Consider the following 18,028-nt stretch of genomic DNA (forward strand, 5'->3'; position numbering starts at 1 on the left):
AGAATGTATGCGTGCTGCTGTGCGTGACGGCGAGTCACAAGACCGCCCCCTTCGACCTCCTCGAGAGGCTCAGTCTGCACACCCGCGACGTCGCTCCGCTGATCGCGGAGCACGACGAATGCGTTCAGGGGGCCGTCGTGCTCGCGACCTGCAACCGGTTCGAGGCGTACATCGACATGGACGAGCCCGTGACCGCGGCCGGCGCCGTCGGCGTCGAAGCGGCGATGCTCGCGATCGAGGCCGCCACCGGCGTGACCACCGCGCAGCTCGAAAGCTCGTACTCGGTCGTGACCGGCCCCGCCGTCGCCGAGCACCTCTTCGCCGTCGCGTCCGGGCTCGAATCCGTGGTCGTCGGCGAGGGCGAGATCGCTGGCCAGGTGCGTCGCGCGCTGACCGAAGCGCGGCGCCACCGCACCACCTCCCCCGAACTCGAGCGCCTCTTCCAGCGCGCGACCGAGGCGCAGCGCGGCGTCAAGAACGCCACGGCTCTCGGCCGTGCCGGGCGGTCGCTCGTCCGGCTCGCCCTCGACCTGGCCGACAGCCGCATCGCGGACTGGGCGACGCAGCGCGTGCTCATGGTCGGCACCGGTTCTTACGCGGCGGCGACCCTCGCCGCCCTGCGCGATCACGGCGCCACCGACATCCGCGTGTACTCCCCCTCGGGACGCGCGTCGCAGTTCGCGACCAAGCACGGCATTCGTGCGGTGGATGACGCCGGCTACGCCGCGGCCGCCGCGGGCGCCGACCTCGTCGTGACCTGCACGAGCGCCGAAGCGCCGGTGCTGACGGCGCAGACCCTGCGCACGGGTGCCCTCGCCGCCGGCACGCAGGGTGCGCACCGCCGGCTGATCATCGACCTCGGCCTCCCCCGCAACGTCGACCCGGACGTCTCGTCCGTTCCCGGCGTGGCGCTGCTCGACCTCGAGACGATCCGTCTGCATGCGCCCCTCGAAGAGCTGCAGGCGACGGATGCCGCTCGGCAGGTCGTGAGCGACGCGGCCCGCCGCTTCGCGATCGTCGGCGAACGGCAGAGCCTCACCCCGGCGGTCGTGGCCCTTCGGACGCACGTCTTCGGCGTGCTCGAGTCGGAGATCGCCCGTGCGCAGGCCCGCGGGGACGACGGACGCACCGAGCAGTCGCTGCGCCACCTCGTCGGCGTGCTGCTGCACACGCCGACGACCCGGGCCCACGAGCTCGCGGAAGCGGGGCGCGCCGAGGAGTACGTCGCCGCCCTCAACACCCTCTTCGGCATCGAGGTCGACGAGCCGGGCGAGTCCGCGGCCGGCAGCCCCGACCAGCTCGCCGCCGGCTGACCGGCGCCCTTCGACCCTCATTCCCCGCGAGCGGCGCGTGCCTCCGCACGCGTGAGCGGCGCTGTGCGGGAGACGGTCTCTCCACGCTGATCCTCGCGGCCCGCAACCCGCCCGCGCAGGGTCTCCGAGGTGATGCGGCCGTCGTGCAGCTCGATCAAGCGGTCGGCGCGCTGCACGAGCAGGGGGTCGTGTGTCGAGACCACCGCGGCGAGCCCCTGGGTGTGCACCAGGTCGCCGATCAGATCCATCACCGTGCCAGCAGTGCGGGAGTCCAGCTGCCCGGTCGGCTCGTCGGCGATCAGGATCCGGGGGCGCGTGACGATCCCGCGGGCGATGCCGACGCGCTGCTGCTGGCCGCCGGAGAGCTCCGCGGGGCGCTGTGCGGCGTGAGCCTGCAGGCCCACCAGGGCAAGTGCATCGGCGACGCGGGCGGTGCGCTCGGCCGGCGGGGTCCTGGCGATGCGAAGGGGCAGCTCGATGTTCTCCGCGGCCGAGAGCACGGGGATCAGCCCGAACGACTGGAACACGAAGCCGAGGTTGTCCCGGCGAAGCTGCGCCAGCGCGTCCTCGTCGAGCCCCGTCGTCTCGGTGTCGCCGATCCACACTCGACCTGCGGTCGGGCGGTCGAGCAGACCCAGCAGGTTCAGGAGTGTGGTCTTGCCCGCGCCGGACGCGCCGCGCACGACGAGGATCTCGCCCGAACGCAGCTCGAGGTCGACGTCGGCGCACGCATGGACGTCGCCGGCGGGCGAGGAGAAGGTACGCGTGAGCCCCTCCGCACGCAGCACGATACCGGTGGTCATGCGGGGTGCTCCTCGTCTGTGCTGCCTGTGCTGTATGTGCTGCCTGTGCTGTGTATGGGGCCTGTGCTGTGTATGCGGTCGGTGCGGCCTGTGCTGCCCGTGCTGTCGGTGCTGCCAGCGCTGCCAGCGCTGCTTGTCGTGGCGGGAGCGCCGGGACGCACGGCCACGTGGTCGGGCTCGAGCGCGAGGCGCACGCGCTCGCGCAGGTCGAGGGCCGCGACGAACTCGTCGGGAAGCTGCAGTCGGCCGACGCGGTCGAGCACCGCGTACTCCTCGGCGATGCTGTGCTCCGCGCCGTGCTCGTCGACCTGGGTCGAGCGCAGCACCTCGGTCGAGGTGCGCCCGTCCCGGATCTGCACGGTGCGGGCCACGTGCTCCGACACCGATGCGTCGTGCGTGACGATCAGCGTCGTGACGCCGAGCTCGCGGTTGACGGAGCGCATGGCCTCGAGCACGTGGGCGCTGGTCTCGTCATCCAGTTCGCCCGTCGGCTCGTCGGCCAGCAGCACGCGCGGTTCGTTGGCGATGCCGACCGCGATCGCGACGCGCTGCTGCTCGCCTCCCGACAGCTGGGCGGGCCTCCGGTCGGCGCAGTGCGCGACACCCAGCAGGTCGAGCAGCGCGTTCACGCGCTCGGCCCGTGCACTGGCCGCTCTGAGCGTGCCCGTGATCGCCAGTGCGGCGGCGACGTTCTCGGCCGCCGTCAGGTAGGGCAGCAGATTGCGGGAGGTCTGCTGCCAGACGAACCCGACCGATTCCCGCCGGAACCTCACGCGCTCGCGCGCCGACATCGTCAGCAGGTCGCGCCCGGCCACGCGCGCGACCCCCGCGGTGGGGGTGTCGAGGCTCGACAGGATCGAGAGCAGCGTGGACTTTCCGGAGCCGGACGCCCCGACGACCGCCACGAGCTCGCCCCGCTCGATCAGCAGGTTCAATCCCTGCAGCGCCTGCACCTCCACGCCCTGAGCCGTGAAGATGCGCACGAGGTCCGCGCACAGGATGTCGGGCTCGGCATCCTGTGTCGTCGACGCGCCGGTGAGGACGGGGGCGGTCATGAATCCTCCACAGTTCGAAGTATGGATGCGGCGTGCACGCGGCGGGAGATTATGAGCGCGATCAGTGTGAAGACCGCGGTCACGACGAGGAAGCCGCCGATCGCGGCCAAGAGGATCAGCGGGTCGACCGCATACGCGGGCTGTGCCGAGTCCCCGGTGAAGGGGCGCAGGTCGACGACCTGCAGCAGCAGCACCGGCAGCGCGAAGCCGTAGAGGGTTCCGGCGATGACCGCCGCCGCACACGCCGGCCAGAGCTCCCAGGCGATGATCGCCGACCCGGACCGGGGCGGCGCGCCGAGTGTCTGCAGGAGCGCGAGGATGCGCGACCGCGAACCCGTACCCAGCACCAGCGTCATGACGACCGCGATCGCGCAGAGCAGCGCAGCGAGCGCGATGCAGGCGATGAGCGTCACGCGAAGGGCGGATGCCGCGGGCCCCTGTTCGATCGATGACCGCACCGAGGCCGGCGTGAGGGTGCGCACGTTGTCGCCGAGGGACTCCTGCGCGGCGATCGCGACTGCGGTCGGATCGGCGCCCGCGTCGAGCCTCACGAGGATGCTGACGACGGGAGCCGGCCTGCCGTTGACGGCCTCCATGTAGGCGTCGGCGGTGAGGAGCCACGCGCTCAGCGACGTGAAGGGCGCCGTGTCTCCGGCCGTTCTTGCCACCTCGGCCGGCTCTCCTCCGACGCTCAGCTCGCTGCCCGGCTCGAGCACCTCGACCGCTCGCTCTGACAGGAGCAGCGGGATCGGCTCGCTCCCATCCCCCAGCGAGACACCCTCGGGCACGGTGCCGTCGCGCCCCTGAACAGCGGCGAGGGACTGCTGGTCGACGAAGTACACGGGGGCCAGGCGCCGCGCCGAATCGACCAGCACCTCGATGCTGCGGGCCTCGGCCACCGCCGCGACCGCCGCGACGCCGTCGAGGCCGGCCACGACATCCGCCGCCCCTTCTTCGAATCGACCGGCCTGAAGCTGCAGGTCGGCGCCGGCCTGCAGCTGCGATGAGCGGGCGATGCCGGCTTCCAGCGTCGAGAGCATCACCCCGGAAGACACCGCGATCGAGATGCCGACGATCAGGGCCAGCACCGGCGCCACCCCGGTGCTCGGATCCCGCAGCGCCCGCGCGGCGCCGACGAACCCGGTGAATCCCACCGCCCGCTGCACCCGTGACTGGAGGGCGCGCAGCAGCACGGGGTAGGCGTGCAGTGTCGCGATGCACACCACGAAGGCCAGCAGGAGCGGCGCGACGACGACCAGCGGATCGAGCGGCGCGGTGGGGTCACCCATCCCACGCAGCACCAGCACCGTCGTCGCGACCGCTGCAAGGCCGATCACTGCCCACTCGAGCACCGGTCTCCAGGCCGACCGCCGTGTCGGGGCGTCGGCCCGTTCCGCGCGACGCGGGGAGCCGGACGAGACCGCCAGCAGCGCCGACGGCGCGATCCCGAGCAGCGCGGGGATCAGGAGGATCGCCGGCGCCTGCAGCGGACTCGGCATGGCGCCCACGTCGGAGAGGGTCGCCGCGGCGACCGCGTATCCGAGGGCAACCCCTGCCGCGACGGCCGGAGCCGCCACGATGAGCCCTTCGATCCCCATGAGCAGGCGCAGCTGCGACGATCCGGCGCCTCGGGCGGACAGGAGGGCGAGCGCCGAGCGGCGCCGCTCGAGCATCATGCGGCAACCGAGCACGAGCACGGCGGCCGCCACGCCGACGGGCCCGGCCGCGAGCATGGCGACGAGCGCCACCAGCACGCGTCCCTCCGCGACGGCGCGCTCGAGCACGGGGATGGCGCCACTGCGGAACGTGAGACCGGTGATGCCGATGCCGGTGTCGCCCCGGGTGATGGGCTGGGAGACGCTCGTGAAGCCGCGCAGGTCGGCGAGCACGTCTCCGGCGTTCTGCGCGGTCACGGCGCCGGGATCGAACGGATACCAGACCGTCGTCTGGACCGGATCCAACGCCTGCAGCACGGTCAGCCAGCCGGGATCGGCGAAGCCCGTCGCGTAGACGTAGGCCTGGTTCTCGCCGTCGTAGCGGACCGCCGGCGCCAGCACATCGCCCGCGTGCAGCCAGTACGGGTCGTCGGGGTGGACGGGCTGATAGACACCGCTCAGGCGATAGGGGTAATCACCCTCGAAGCCTTGAGCGAGCGGGTAGGGCCGCGTCTCGCCGACCGGCCACTCCATGTCGGCCGCGCTCTCCTCCGACAGCACGACCTCGATCGGCGGCCGCTCCGCCACGGGCTTCTGCGGGCCGTGACCGAACTGGTCCCACCAGTCCTCAGGCGGCGCCGCCGGCATCGAGCCGTCCACGAGCTCGATGCGATCGGCGAAGCGGGGATCCAGCGCCCACGACAGGTTGAACGATCTCCACGGCTCGATGCGCCCCATCCGCACCACGTAGGAGGGATCGCCCAGCACCCCGGTGAGCGGCGTTCCCGCATCGGTGCGGGCCTTCAGCAGCGCCGCCTCGAATCCGCCCCATACGAGCACGGTCTCCTCGGGCAGGTCGGAGGCGCCGGGCATCACCTGCGGAGCCTGCGCCACCGACGAGTCCACATCGCGCACGAGCGGAGAGACGCCGTCGAGGCGGCACCGAAGCCCCGCATCGCTGACCGCGGTGATGGCGAGGGGGGCCAGCACCGCCAGGGCCGAGAGCACGAGCACGAGCAGCGCGACGGCGAGCGAGGCACCGGGTGCGGTGCGCAGGTGCCGGCCGAACAGCGCCGGGGTCGAGAGCCCGCGGGTCACGGCGCGGCCTCTTCGAGCCTGGTCGATGACGCCTGCCGCCGGACCGCGTACGCCGTGAGCGCGGCCGCCACCCCGAGCGCGACGGCGAGCACGGCAAGGGCGGCGAGCAGAGCCCCGGGCTGCAGCACCAGTCGCCCGCCGGTGGCCACGACGGCGCCCGGGACAGCCGTCTCGGCCATCACCGGCACGAGTATCGAGGCGAGGATGAGGCCGCCCACCAGGCCGAGCGCGACGGCGAGCACGGCGACGAACAGCGCCTCGACGACCCGCGAGCGGGACTGCTCGCGGGGCGGGCTGCCGAGGGCACGCAGCACGAGCACCTCGCCCGCGCGCTGCGCCGCGAGGGCCGCGAGCAGGGCGACGAGGGCGACGCCGGCGAGTGCCGCCCCGCCGACCGCCGAGGCCCACCATGCCGGCACGAGGCCCGAGGTGATCGCCGCGGCCGCGTCGCTGGGATTCTGCACCGGCGCGCCGACGGCGTCTCCGAGGTCTGCGGCCGCCCGCGGCCGGCCGGCGGCCCATACGCCGTTCGGCGGCAGGGGCGTGGGCGCGAAGCCCGGCTGAGGGGATGCGTCGAGGAGGTTCTGGGACAGCGCGTCGAGCGCGACCATGACAGCGGTGCTCGATGACGCCCCGGCGATGGCAGGGGCGATACCGGCCACGACGAGGGCCGCCGTGCGGCCCGTCCCGTCGAACCGGGTGTCGACGGGGTCGCCCTGCTCGAGTCCCAGGCCATCGGCCAGCTCCTGACTGATCACCGCGGGCGTCGGCGGCGGCGCGAGCCCCGCGCCGCTCCAGATGGCCGCCCCCGAGACCGCCTCGGCACCGAATCCGTGCAGCAGCACCGAGGGCTCCGGCAGGGGCTCGACCTCGAGCCCCTGCGCCGCTGCGCCCTCGAGCGAGGCCAGCTCGGCATCCGAGACGAGGAGGTTCACGCCCTGGGACGAGGCGTCGCGCGTCGCGTCGACCGAGAGGAGGCGCCACGGGGCGGTGCCCGTCGGAAGCGCCGCCTCCGCGGTCAACGCCCATCCCGACTGCCCGTCATCGAGCACCGCGCTCTCGAACGACACCCGGGCAGGCGTCCCCGTCGCATCCGTCACCCAGGCGCCGATGCGCAGCGCCTGAGCCGCCTCGGGCACGGCCGTCGTCACCCGGGCGGTCACGCGCAGGCCCGTGGCCGCGTCGGGGAGCGCTGCGGATGTCTCCTCCCACGCGAGCGCGGCCGCAACGGCATCCGGATCGACCATACCTTCGACGGGCAGCAGCACCCGCGAGATGCTGTCGCTCCGCAGTGCCACGAGGGATGCGCCGCCGTCGCCGATCACAAGATCGGCGGTCAGGGCCGGTGTCACGACGGACACGCCGTCGATCTCGAGCCCCGGGGCGATGCGTTCTGGCGTCACCTCGATCGAGGCGACCGTGCGCAGCTGGGCCCCGGCTCCGAGCCGCGCGGCGTTGTCGGAGGCCGCGCGCCACGTGCCGAGGTAGCCCGCCGCGAGTGTCGCGCCCGCGACGGCGATCGCGATCATGGCGATCGCGGTCGAGAACGCCATCACCCGTCGCGCGACCTGACGAGCGGGCTCGGCGGGCGAGAAGCCCACCCGTCGGGCAGCGGCGACGGCCACGACGCGCGCGGCGGGGGCGAACATCAGCACCGCCAGCACGGCGACCGCCGCCACCCCGAGCGCGGGGGCGATGGCGAGCGCGATGGCGCGCCACGAGTCGTCGGGCGCCGCACCGCGGCTGCTGAGCGCCTGCCACACGAAGACGCCGGCCGCAAGCACCAAGAGCACCGCTGCGCCGCTGGTCGCGGCGCGTCCGATACGCCCGGCACCGGCTCTTGCGGTGCCCGCCTGTCTGGCGGCACGAGCGCCCTGCAGGCCGAGGGTCAGCGCGAACGTCACGGCCGCGGCGACCGCGAGCGGCCACCCCGCCAGGGCGGCGGCGATTCCCGGCCCCCCGTCGCGCACCGCGAGCACCGCCGCCGCCGTGCCGAGGCCGAGTGCGGTCGCGAGCAGCGCGAGACCGGCCGACTCGGCGGTCGTCAGCACCGACAGCTGACGCCGCGACAGGCCCCGCGCGCGCAGCAGCACCGACTCGCGGCCCCGGGCGGCGCCGAGCAGCCGCGACAGCTCGAGCACGGCGAACCACGCCAGCACGGCAACGAGCGCGACCGGCACGGGAGCAATCGCGGATGCCGCGGCGACGCCGATCGCGGCGGCATCCAGCGCCTCGGCGAGGTCGCCCGAATCCTCGCTGCCCTGCACTGCAGCATCCGATGCCCTGAAGGCATCGGGCAGGGCATCGACGCCGCTGCTCAGCCGTGCCAGCCTGCCGGGATCGAGCAGATCGGCCCGCGGGGTGATGCGCCACGCCACCCTGATGCTGTCGCCCTCGCCCACGTCGGTGCGCTGGATGCGGGCCGCGTCGCCGAACAGATCGGCGAACAGGGCGTCGGCCGCGGCATTCTGGCTCGTCCTGTCATCCGCTATGCGTGTCTGCACCTGCGCGTACGACGTCGCCTCATCCGCGAACGCGGCGCGGAGAGCGTGGCGCGTATCGACCGCAACCCATGCCGAGAGCCCGCAGAGCAGCGCCACCGACATCGCCACCGTGATGGCGATCCCCGCCAGCAGGCTGCGGTACGCCCCGACCCGCAGGAGCGCGAGGCGCGTGGCCGTCATCGCGTGGGTACGCGGTGCGCGGGCGGTCGGCATGCGGCGGGGATTCGTTCTGTGAAGCGGTGCGGTCGCGGCCCGGCGTCGTGGCGCGCGTCTGCCTAACCTAGCGCCCCTCGCCGGTGTGACACGGGATGCCCGGTGCCACACTGGAGGGATGACCCTTCATATCACCGGCGACGCCGAGGCCGACGAGCTGCTCACCAGCGACTCGCTCGCGCTGCTGATCGGGATGCTGCTCGACCAGCAGGTGCCGATGGAGACGGCGTTCGCCGGTCCGAAGAAGATCCGCGAGCGCACGGGCGGGCTCGATGCCACCGCGATCGCCGGAGCAGATCCCGACGAGTTCGCCGCGATGTTCAAGGTTCCGCCGTCGGTGCACCGCTTCCCCGGCTCGATGGCCGGGCGCGTGCAGGCGCTCTGCGCCGAGATCCGCGACCGGTGGGGCGGCGATGCGGCGGCTCTCTGGACGGACGGCGATCCGGACGGCCCGGAGGTGCTCCGGCGCCTGGAGGCGCTGCCCGGCTTCGGCGCGCAGAAAGCGAAGATCTTCCTCGCCCTGCTCGGCAAGCAGTACGGATACCAGGGGGATGGCTGGCGTGAGGCATCCGGTCCCTACGGCGAGGAGGGGTCGTACCGCAGCGTCGCCGACATCGTCTCGCCCGACTCGCTCGCCAAGGTCCGAGAGCACAAGAAGGCGATGAAGGCCGCGGCGAAGGCCTGACCACGACGCAGGGCGACACCGACGCGCTACGCGCCCCTCAACCGCTCGGCGAGGTAGGGGTGCAGTCCGTCGAGCGGCACCCGCTCCTGCGCCATCGTGTCTCGGTCGCGCACGGTGACGGCTCGGTCCTCGAGCGAGTCGAAGTCGATCGTGACGCAGAACGGCGTGCCGATCTCGTCCTGCCGGCGGTACCGGCGACCGATCGCGCCCGCGTCGTCGAAGTCCACGTTCCAGCTCGCCCGCAGCGACTGACCGACCTCGCGGGCGATCGGCGAGAGCTGCTCGTTGCGCGAGAGCGGCAGCACCGCCACCGAGACGGGGGCGATGCGCGGATCGAGCTTCAGGACGGTGCGGATGTCGGTGCCGCCCTTCGCGTTCGGCACCTCCTCCTCGTGGTACGCGTCGACGAGGAACGCCATCATGGCCCGCGTCAGGCCGAAGGACGGCTCGATCACGTACGGGATGTACCGCTCGCCCGACGCCTGGTCGAAGTACGAGAGGCTGACGCCCGAGGCCTCGGAGTGGTTCTTGAGGTCGAAGTCGGTGCGGTTGGCGACACCCATCAGCTCGCCCCAGCTGGAGCCGGCGAAGCCGAAGTTGTACTCGATGTCGATCGTGCCCGCCGAGTAGTGCGCCCGGTCCTCCTCCGGCACGTCGTGGCGGCGGAGGTTCTCCTCGCTGATGCCGAGATCGAGGAACCAGCTCCAGCACGCCTCCACCCAGTGCTCGAACCACTCGCCCGCCTCGGCCGGCGGCGTGAAGAACTCGATCTCCATCTGCTCGAACTCGCGGGTGCGGAAGATGAAGTTTCCGGGGGTGATCTCGTTGCGGAACGCCTTGCCCACCTGGCCGACGCCGAACGGCGGCTTCTTGCGGGATGCCGTCACGACGTTGTTGAAGTCGACGAAGATGCCCTGGGCGGTCTCCGGGCGGAGGTAGTGCACGCCCGATTCGTCGTCGACGACGCCGAGGTAGGTCTTCATCAGGCCCGAGAAGGCCTTCGGCTCGGTGTACTGGCCGCGCGTGCCGCAGTTCGGGCACGGCACGCCGGCGAGGCCGCCCTCCGGCGGACGGCCCTTGCGCGCCTCGAAGTCCTCGACGAGGGTGTCGGCGCGGAAGCGCTTGTGGCAGCTGAGGCACTCGACGAGGGGGTCGCTGAAGGTGGCGACGTGGCCGGATGCCTCCCACACGCGCTTGGGCAGGATGATCGAGGAATCGAGGCCGACCATATCGCCTCGGCCGCGGACGAACGTCTGCCACCACTGGCGGCGGATGTTCTCCTTGAGCTCGGTGCCGAGTGGCCCGTAGTCCCACGCCGACCGCGATCCGCCGTAGATCTCACCCGCCTGGAAGACGAAGCCGCGGTGGCGGGCGAGGGCGATGACTTTGTCGAGACGTGAAAGCTCGGCCATGGTGGCTCCAATGGTCGGGACGGGGGGAGAACGCATCCGGCGCGACTGCGCCGCGGCATCCGCCAAGCCTAGTCGTCGCAGGCTCGGCGCACGCGGCTCTCGGGCCGCGGTGGGCGCATGTTGAGGGTGTTGCTCGGTGAGGCCCCTGTGGTTGACTCGGCACGGGGCCCTGGCACGCACCTTCGACGAGAGGCCGACTGTGACGCGTACGTCCACGACGCACCGCAGGCACCACATCCTCCCGATGGCGCTGGCCATCCTGCTCGCCACGACCGGACTGACCGCGGTCGCGCGGCCGGCGGCGGCAGATCCCCCGACCGGCGGCTCGCCGATCGTCGATGAGACCTTCACCGGGGCCTCCGCCGCCGATCCGGCGTGGAGCATCCAGGGAGACACCTGCCTGACAGGTGCCCCATCGGGAGCGGTGCCGCTTCCCGGCGAAGCACAGATCCCCTCGTGCGTTGCGCACCGCACGGGCCCCGTGCCGCCGATGAACGGCGCGCCGAACGGGTATCTCCAGCTGACGGATGCCGCGGGCAACCGCGCGGGCAGCATCCTCTACAACAAGCCCATCCCCGCGAGCAGCGGCATCTCGGTCACCTTCGAGCAGTACCAGTACGGCGGCAACGGCGCCGACGGCATCGGGTTCTTCCTCGTCGACGGCTCGACCTCGCTCACGCAGACCGGCGGCCTCGGCGGCAGCCTCGGCTACGCGCAGCGCAATGGCGAGCCGGGCGTCAACGGCGGTTATCTCGGCGTCGGCCTGGACGCGTTCGGCAACTTCTTCGACGATGGCGAGAACCGCGGCGCGAACTGTCCGGCGGGCCAGCGCTCGCCGACGAACGCCTCCGGCGCAATCGCCCCGAACGTCATCACGCTTCGGGGCCCCGGCGCCGGGCTGAGCGGCTACTGCTGGCTCGATGCCACCGTGCCGAAGCCCATCACCAACCCCACGAAGCCGGGCACGACCCTCAACGGCGGCTCGGGCACGCTCCGTGCTGCGAGCCTCGACGCGTCCAAGCGGACCGTCAATGTCCAGGTAACCCCGGTCACGGCCGCCGACCCCGTCGCGCGGGTGATCGTTCAGGTGAGGTACACGGATGCCGGTCCGTGGGTGACCGAGCTCGCTATCCCGGCACCCCCGAACACCCCGTCGACCTATAAATTCGGATTCTCCGCGTCGACGGGCGGGTCCAACGACGTGCATCTCATCCGCCAGACGAGCATCGACACCATCATCCCGCTCGCGAGCCTCCAGCTCGAGAAGCAGATCGACAGGAGGGCCGGTCGGCAGCCGCTCCCGCCGATCATCACCGTCGGCACCGAGATCCCGTACCAGTACATCGTCACCAACACGGGCGCCCCGGTCACCGGACTCTTCATCACCGACGACCAGATCGCCACGAGCGGCATCACCTGCGACACGACGAGCCTCACGACGGCTCCGGCCGTCGGATCCTCGACGAGCTGCTACGGCTCCCATGTCGTGACGCAGGCGGATGTCGATGCCGGCCAGGTCGTCAACGTGGCCACCGCGACGGCGGTGCCGGGTGCCGGGGGCACCGTGGTCTCGCCCCTGGCGACCGTCACGGTTCCGCTGGTCTCCTCGATCACCATCGCGAAGTCCGTGACGACCCCGCCGCCCTACTCGATCGGGCAGCAGGTCACCTACTCGTACGCGCTGACGAACACAGGCGGGACCAACGTGCGCGGCTTCGTCGTGACCGACGACCGCATCGCATCGGCCGCAATCACCTGCCAGGCCGGGCAGCTGGATCCCGGCACAGCCATGACCTGCTCCGGATCCCATACGATCCAGAGCGGTGAGATCAACTCCGCGGGGTTCCTCGTCAACACGGCGTCGGTCACGGCCCAGACGCCGATCGGGCAGGTCGTGACTGCCGGCCCCGTGCAGGCGCAGATCCCGGTCGCGACGGACGTCGGGGTCACCAAGACGGTCGATGACGACGCGCCGCTCGTCGGCAGCGACGTCACCTTCACCATCACCGCGACGGGCAACGGCCCCTCGACGGCGACCGGCGTCATCGTGACGGACGTCGTCCCGGACGGCGAACCGGTCGAGAGCATCGTCTACCAGTCGTCGACCACATCAGCGGGAACCTACGATCCGGCGACCGGCTCGTGGACCATCGGCACACTCGCCACCGGTCAGACCGAGAGCCTTGAGATCATCGCCACGGTGAACACCGGTACGCCGTTCACGAACACGGCGTCGAGGTCGGCGACGGATCAACCTGACCGCGACCCGACGAACGACGTCGCCTCCGCGACGATCAACCCCGTCATCCCCTCCATGGACATCGGGGTGGTCAAGTCCGTGGACCGCGCCGAGATCCCGCTCGGCGAGACGGCGACCTTCACCGTCACGGCCACGAACTCGGGACCGCAGCCGGCTTCGGGCGTCGAGGTCCGCGACGTGCTGCCGCCCGGCCTCACGTTCGTGGCCGATGGTCCCGGCGATCCCGACAACGGCACGTACGATCCGGTGACGGGGATCTGGACCATCGGGACGCTCGGAGTAGGGCAGGCGGCCACGCGCACGATCACCGTGATCGGCGCGGCGCTGGGCACCTATGTCAACCTCGCCTCGCTCACCGGCATCCCGATCCCACCCGACAGCAACCCGACGAACAACTCCGACTCGGCGACCCTCAGCGTGGTGCACCCCGTCGCGGACCTCGCGGTCGTGAAGGCCGTCTTCCCCCAGGTCGTGACGGTCGGCGATGAGGTGACCTATCAGCTCCAGGCGAGCAACCTCGGTCCGGAGACCGCGCTCCAGGTGGTCGTGACCGACGTCTTCCCCACCGGAGTCACGGTGCTCAGCGCGACGGCATCGGCGGGGACGATCACCGCGGATGCCGGCACGTGGACGATCGGCACGATCACCCCGGGTCAGCAGAACGTCACAGCCACCGTGACGGCGACGATCGACGAACCGGGAACCCTCGTGAACACCGCCACGATCGGCTCACCCGTCGTGGATGACCCCGACCCGTCGAACAACTCCTCCTCGGCCACGGTCACCTCGGCCGAGCCCGAACTCGACATCGCCGTGGAGAAGTCCGTGACGGTGCCCTCGGGAGCGTCGCCGGATGCCGTTCCGGTCGGTGAGCAGGTCGAGTTCACGATCACCGCCGAGAACATCCCCGATCCCACCGCGGCGACCGCGACCGAAGTCGTCCTGACCGACGAGCTCCCCGCGGGCCTCACCTACGTCTCGCACACCGGCGACGGCACATACGACTCGCTGACCGGGCAGTGGACGCTCGCATCCCTGGCGTCCGGGGCCGCGGCATCCCTCACCATCGTGGCGACCGTCACGCAGCCGAGCTCGTTCGTGAACACCGTCACCGTCAGCTCGCTGACGCAGACCGACAGCAATCCGACGAACAACAGTGCGTCCGTGCAGGTGACCGGAATCGTCCTCGCCGACCTGTCGATCTCGAAGACGGCCGACCCCAGCACCTCCCGCCCCGGCGATCAAGTGACGTATACCCTCGTCGTCGCGAACAGCGGACCCAACGATGCCACGGGCGTCGTCGCATTCGATCCGATCATGCCCGCGGCCACCATCGTCAGCACGTCTACAACGGTCGGGACTTTCGATCCGGTGACGCGTGTGTGGACCATCGGAGCGCTCGCCGATGGCGCCTCCGGAACGCTGACGGTCGTGATCGAGGTGCAGCGGACCGGATGGACCCGCAACGTGGCCGTGGTGCTCGGGGTCGACCAGGCCGACCCCGACCTCCTCAACAACATCGACGACGCCGATCTGTTCGTCCCGGCGGCCGACATCGTCGTCGAGAAGGGGGTCAGTGATCCGATCGTCTTCGTCGGGGACGAGGTGACGTTCCTGGTGGACGTCTGGAATTACGGCCCTGACGCGTCGGGCGAGGTCCTCGTCGACGACGTGCTGCCCGCCGGGCTGACCGTCCTCTCGGCGACGCCGAGCGTCGGCACCTACGACGCGTCCACAGGGGTATGGACGATTCCGGATCTGCCCCCCGTCAACCTGCCCGGGCCGGGGCGAAGCGAGCCGCCGCCACAGGCGACGCTGTCGATCGTCGCCAGCGTGGATGAGGAAGGCACATTCGAGAACGTGGCGAGCTCTCCGCGCGAGGCTCCGGACGTGTTCGACCCCGATCTCGCGAACAACTCGTCGTCGGCGATCGTGACGGGCACGCCTCGTCTCGCCGAGCTGCACGTCACGAAGACCGTCGATCCGCCGTCCGTGATCGCCGGCGGAGCCGTGACCTTCACGATGACCGTCTCGAACGTGGGGTCGGCCGACGCGGAGGACGTCGTTCTCGAGGACCCCTTCCCGGCGGGCACCACGCCGGTCTCCACGCCGACGCCCGGGTGCGAGATCGCCGCAGCGACCCTCACGTGCGACATCGGGCTCCTCCCGGTGGATGACATCGCCACCGTCGAGGTCGTCGCGACGATCGACACCCCGGGCACCTTCGAGAACTCGGTGACCGCATCCACGTCGACCGCGATCTCCGAGTCGTCGACGCTGACCGCGGCAACGACCGTCGTGGCGGTCGTCGACCCGGGCGGCGGTGGAGGCGGCGGTGGAGGTAGCGGCGGTAGCGGCGGCGGTTCGCTCCCCGCCACGGGCGGCACGGGCGCCGGTGCGACTCCGCTCGGGGCGGTGGTGCTCACTCTTGCGGGGGTGCTGCTGCTCGTGTGGTCCCGGCGCCGGCGGGAGGGCGTCGCGGGCTGAGCCGCCGGCAGGGGACGGCCCCTCGACCGGCTCGGGGACCGGGGTCGCTCAGGCTTCGCGAAGGGCCTCGGCCCCGACATCCCGGATGGACGTGAATCCGGAGAGGCCCAGGGTGATGTCGAGCTCGGCGATGTGGTTGCGCAGGACTTCGCGCACACCCGCCTCCCCCGCGATCGCCAGGCCGTAGGCATAGGGGCGCCCGATCGCCACGGCCGTGGCGCCGAGCGCGAGGGCGATGAAGGCGTCGGCGCCGCCCCGCACGCCGGAATCGAAGATCACGGGCACGGCCCCGCGCACGCGGTCCACGACCCCTGGCAGGGCGGCGAGGGCCGGCACGGACTGGTCGATCTGACGGCCGCCGTGGTTGGACACCCACACGCCGTCCACCCCGGCATCCATCGCCCTGGTCGCATCGTCGGGATGGAGGATCCCCTTCAGGATGATCGGCAGGGTCGTCCACTCCCGGGCCTTCGCGAGGTCGGTCCACGTCAGCGCCGGTGTGGAGAACACGTCGAGGAAGGTCTCGACGGCGGCGCGCGGGAGCGGGGAGCGCAGCGAGTCCCGCAGGCCGCCGCCCGTCAGTGCGCTGCCCTTGCGCGCGATCTGGATGCCGGCGGCGACGGTCTTGGCGGTCATCCGAACCCCGGTCCCTGAGCCCGTCGAGGGGTCGACGGACCCAGCGACCCCGGTCCCCGAGCCTGTCGCCGGGTCGACGGACCCAGCGACCCCGGTCCCCGAGCCCGTCGAGGGGTCGACGGACCCAGCGACCCCGGTCCCCGAGCCTGTCGAGGGGTCGCCCGCCGTCCGAACGCGCTCGCGCACGAGCTGCTGGAACACCGGATCGCTCGTGTACTGCGCGATCCCCAGTCCGCGAGTGAAGGGCAGGTAGGCGAGATCGAGGTCGCGCGTGCGCCAGCCGAGCAGGTGGGTGTCGAGCGTGACGACGATGGCTTCGCAGCCGGATGCCTCTGCCCGCCGCAGCAGGGAGCCGTTCAACTCGTCGTTCGCCGACCAGTACAGCTGGAAGAGCCGGACCCCCGCCGGCGCGGCCGCCGCGACATCCTCCATCGCGAACGACGCCTGGTTGCTGAGCGTGTACGGAACGCCGATGGATGCCGCGCCCTTGGCTACCGCGATGTCGGCGTCTCGGTGCGCGAGTTCCATGACGCCGAGCGGAGCCAGCACGAAGGGCGTCGGGCGACGGCGGCCGAGCAGCTCGATCGACAGGTCGCGCTCCGCGACGTCGCGCAGGGGGCGGGGCCACACCTGCCAGCGCTCGAACGCGCGCCGGTTGGCGGCCACCGTGCGCTCGGCACCCGCTCCGCCCGCGATGTAGGCGAAGGCCTCAGCGCCCAGCGTCTTGCGGGCGGCTGCCTCCAGGGCATCCGCGTCGACCGGGACGGAGGGCCTCGTGCCGCTGATGCCCGCTCGGTAGATCTCCGATTGGGTGCGGCGGGAACTGCCCCGCGCGGCGGCGGGGTCGTGCGGAGCGACGCTGCTCTGAGCCATGCGATCAGCATAGGGTCGGCCGGGTTGCGCCCTCCGGAGCGCAGGTCTGCACCCTCTGGAGCGCTTCCACGTCCCGGATGGGGCTCCCTCGCTGATCCCGGCTCCCCGCGCGCACGCTACGAGCCGAACTGGCACCAGTCCGCGACCCAGTCGAGGATCTGCCCCTTCATCTCCTCCGGCGCGGCGAGGTTGACATCCCCGGCCTGGCCGTCGATCGCGACATCCAGGGCGAAGATCGTGCCCCGCTTGTCCTCCTGCACGGCGTGCGGGTCGCAGCGGAAGGGCACGAGCGGCAGGTCGATGACGATCGGATCGGTCGTGCCCTCGCGGACGACGACACCGAGCGGGTAGACGTCGGCGGCCGTGTCGACCTGACCGACCGAGAGGAGGTTCGTCGACCGGATGGCGGTCACCTCGCTCGCCGCCTCGCCGGTCGGCGTGAGCGTCAGGGTGAGGGTCGCCGCCTGCCCGGTCTCGGAGGGCTGGAACGCGGTGAACGCGACGGCCGTGGAGCGCTCCAGGTCGGACAGCAGGCACTCCCGGGCGTGCAGGGCGGGGATCACCTCGAGGGGATCGGGAAGGTCTGCCGTGGACGTGAAGGCACTCCCCTCGGCGGAGTACTCGATCACCACGCGGCTGACACGGTCGGAGGGCTCCGGCTCGTCGTCGCACTCCGAGGGGGCGAGCTGGATCGTGAGGTCCAGGGTGCGTCCCGCCGGAAGCTGGGAGACCCGGTCCCGCACCGCGGGCTCGACGAACCAGTCGTCCTCGAAGGAGAGCCGGGTGATCTCGAGATCCGTATCGGATCCGTTCACGACGCGCACCTGGGCGGCGCGCTTCGCGACGTCGGCGCGCAGCTGCATGAATTCGACCGAGATGCCCTCCGGCAGCGGCACGGCGGTGGGGGACGGCGTGGGTGTGCCCTCTCCTTGGCTTCCGGCTCCCGAGCCTCCGACTCCTGGGCCTGGGGCGGCGCAGCCGGCGAGCAGCAAGGCCGCGATTGCGAGGGCCGCGCCCCGCATCCGAGAACCCAT

At 71.8% G+C, this 18,028-nt stretch carries 10 protein-coding genes; 3 read left to right on the top strand and 7 right to left on the bottom strand.

The genetic code is table 11. The features are described from left to right. Window positions 1-11 precede the first annotated feature (11 nt). Window positions 12-1,313 carry a glutamyl-tRNA reductase gene (locus ACPW96_RS12370; protein ID WP_425883414.1) on the top strand — a complete coding sequence of 434 codons (1,302 nt, stop codon included), beginning with the start codon at window positions 12-14 and terminating at the stop codon, window positions 1,311-1,313. A 17-nt stretch (window positions 1,314-1,330) separates the two neighbouring features. On the opposite strand, the gene ACPW96_RS12375 is transcribed toward ACPW96_RS12370, so the two are convergent. Genes ACPW96_RS12375 through ACPW96_RS12390 form a run of 4 tightly spaced genes read right to left on the bottom strand, consistent with a single transcriptional unit; the run spans window position 1,331 to window position 8,608 of the window. Next, window positions 1,331-2,116 (bottom strand): ABC transporter ATP-binding protein, encoded by a 786-nt coding sequence (locus tag ACPW96_RS12375; protein ID WP_425883416.1) that lies wholly within the window; start codon window positions 2,114-2,116, stop codon window positions 1,331-1,333. Continuing rightward, window positions 2,113-3,171 carry an ABC transporter ATP-binding protein gene (locus ACPW96_RS12380; RefSeq protein WP_425883418.1) on the bottom strand — a complete coding sequence of 353 codons (1,059 nt, stop codon included), beginning with the start codon at window positions 3,169-3,171 and terminating at the stop codon, window positions 2,113-2,115. Before ACPW96_RS12380 ends, ACPW96_RS12375 begins: the two co-directional genes overlap by 4 nt. Beyond that, window positions 3,168-5,924: an FtsX-like permease family protein gene (locus tag ACPW96_RS12385; protein ID WP_425883420.1), complete on the bottom strand. Its 2,757-nt coding sequence runs from the start codon at window positions 5,922-5,924 to the stop codon at window positions 3,168-3,170. Before ACPW96_RS12385 ends, ACPW96_RS12380 begins: the two co-directional genes overlap by 4 nt. Continuing rightward, on the bottom strand, window positions 5,921-8,608 hold the full coding sequence (locus ACPW96_RS12390) for an FtsX-like permease family protein (protein ID WP_425883422.1): 2,688 nt from the start codon (window positions 8,606-8,608) through the stop codon (window positions 5,921-5,923). The genes ACPW96_RS12385 and ACPW96_RS12390 overlap by 4 nt, the downstream gene beginning before the upstream one ends. Before the next feature lie 151 nt (window positions 8,609-8,759). Between ACPW96_RS12390 and ACPW96_RS12395 the strand changes: the two genes are divergently transcribed. Continuing rightward, window positions 8,760-9,326, top strand: a complete 567-nt coding sequence (locus tag ACPW96_RS12395; RefSeq protein ID WP_425883424.1) for an HhH-GPD-type base excision DNA repair protein — start codon at window positions 8,760-8,762, stop codon at window positions 9,324-9,326. A 26-nt stretch (window positions 9,327-9,352) separates the two neighbouring features. Here ACPW96_RS12395 and ACPW96_RS12400 read toward each other — a convergent pair whose 3' ends face one another. Then, window positions 9,353-10,738, bottom strand: a complete 1,386-nt coding sequence (locus ACPW96_RS12400; RefSeq protein WP_425821191.1) for a glycine--tRNA ligase — start codon at window positions 10,736-10,738, stop codon at window positions 9,353-9,355. A 199-nt stretch (window positions 10,739-10,937) separates the two neighbouring features. On the opposite strand from ACPW96_RS12400, the gene ACPW96_RS12405 reads away from it, so the two are divergent. Continuing rightward, a complete protein-coding gene (locus tag ACPW96_RS12405) occupies window positions 10,938-15,485 on the top strand; it encodes a DUF7507 domain-containing protein (RefSeq protein ID WP_425883426.1) in 4,548 nt (1,515 codons plus the stop codon). A gap of 48 nt (window positions 15,486-15,533) precedes the next feature. Here the strand turns inward: ACPW96_RS12405 and ACPW96_RS12410 are convergent, their stop codons facing one another. Continuing rightward, entirely contained in the window at window positions 15,534-16,994 is a 1,461-nt protein-coding gene (locus ACPW96_RS12410; RefSeq protein WP_425883427.1) for an alpha-hydroxy-acid oxidizing protein, read from the bottom strand. Window positions 16,995-17,110: 116 nt separating this feature from the next. Further along, a complete protein-coding gene (locus tag ACPW96_RS12415; RefSeq protein WP_425883429.1) occupies window positions 17,111-18,028 on the bottom strand; it encodes a hypothetical protein in 918 nt (305 codons plus the stop codon).

Origin of the sequence: Micromonospora sp. DT81.3, from assembly GCF_049847225.1 — a bacterium.
In the GTDB taxonomy this organism is placed as follows: domain Bacteria; phylum Actinomycetota; class Actinomycetes; order Actinomycetales; family Microbacteriaceae; genus Microbacterium.

Coding starts and splice junctions, on each gene's coding strand:
- ACPW96_RS12375 (WP_425883416.1), bottom strand. CDS start 2,116: ATGACCACCGGTATCGTGCTGCGTGCGGAGGGGCTCACGCGTACCTTC.
- ACPW96_RS12380 (WP_425883418.1), bottom strand. CDS start 3,171: ATGACCGCCCCCGTCCTCACCGGCGCGTCGACGACACAGGATGCCGAG.
- ACPW96_RS12390 (WP_425883422.1), bottom strand. CDS start 8,608: ATGACGGCCACGCGCCTCGCGCTCCTGCGGGTCGGGGCGTACCGCAGC.
- ACPW96_RS12395 (WP_425883424.1), top strand. CDS start 8,760: ATGACCCTTCATATCACCGGCGACGCCGAGGCCGACGAGCTGCTCACC.
- ACPW96_RS12400 (WP_425821191.1), bottom strand. CDS start 10,738: ATGGCCGAGCTTTCACGTCTCGACAAAGTCATCGCCCTCGCCCGCCAC.
- ACPW96_RS12410 (WP_425883427.1), bottom strand. CDS start 16,994: ATGGCTCAGAGCAGCGTCGCTCCGCACGACCCCGCCGCCGCGCGGGGC.
- ACPW96_RS12415 (WP_425883429.1), bottom strand. CDS start 18,028: ATGGGTTCTCGGATGCGGGGCGCGGCCCTCGCAATCGCGGCCTTGCTG.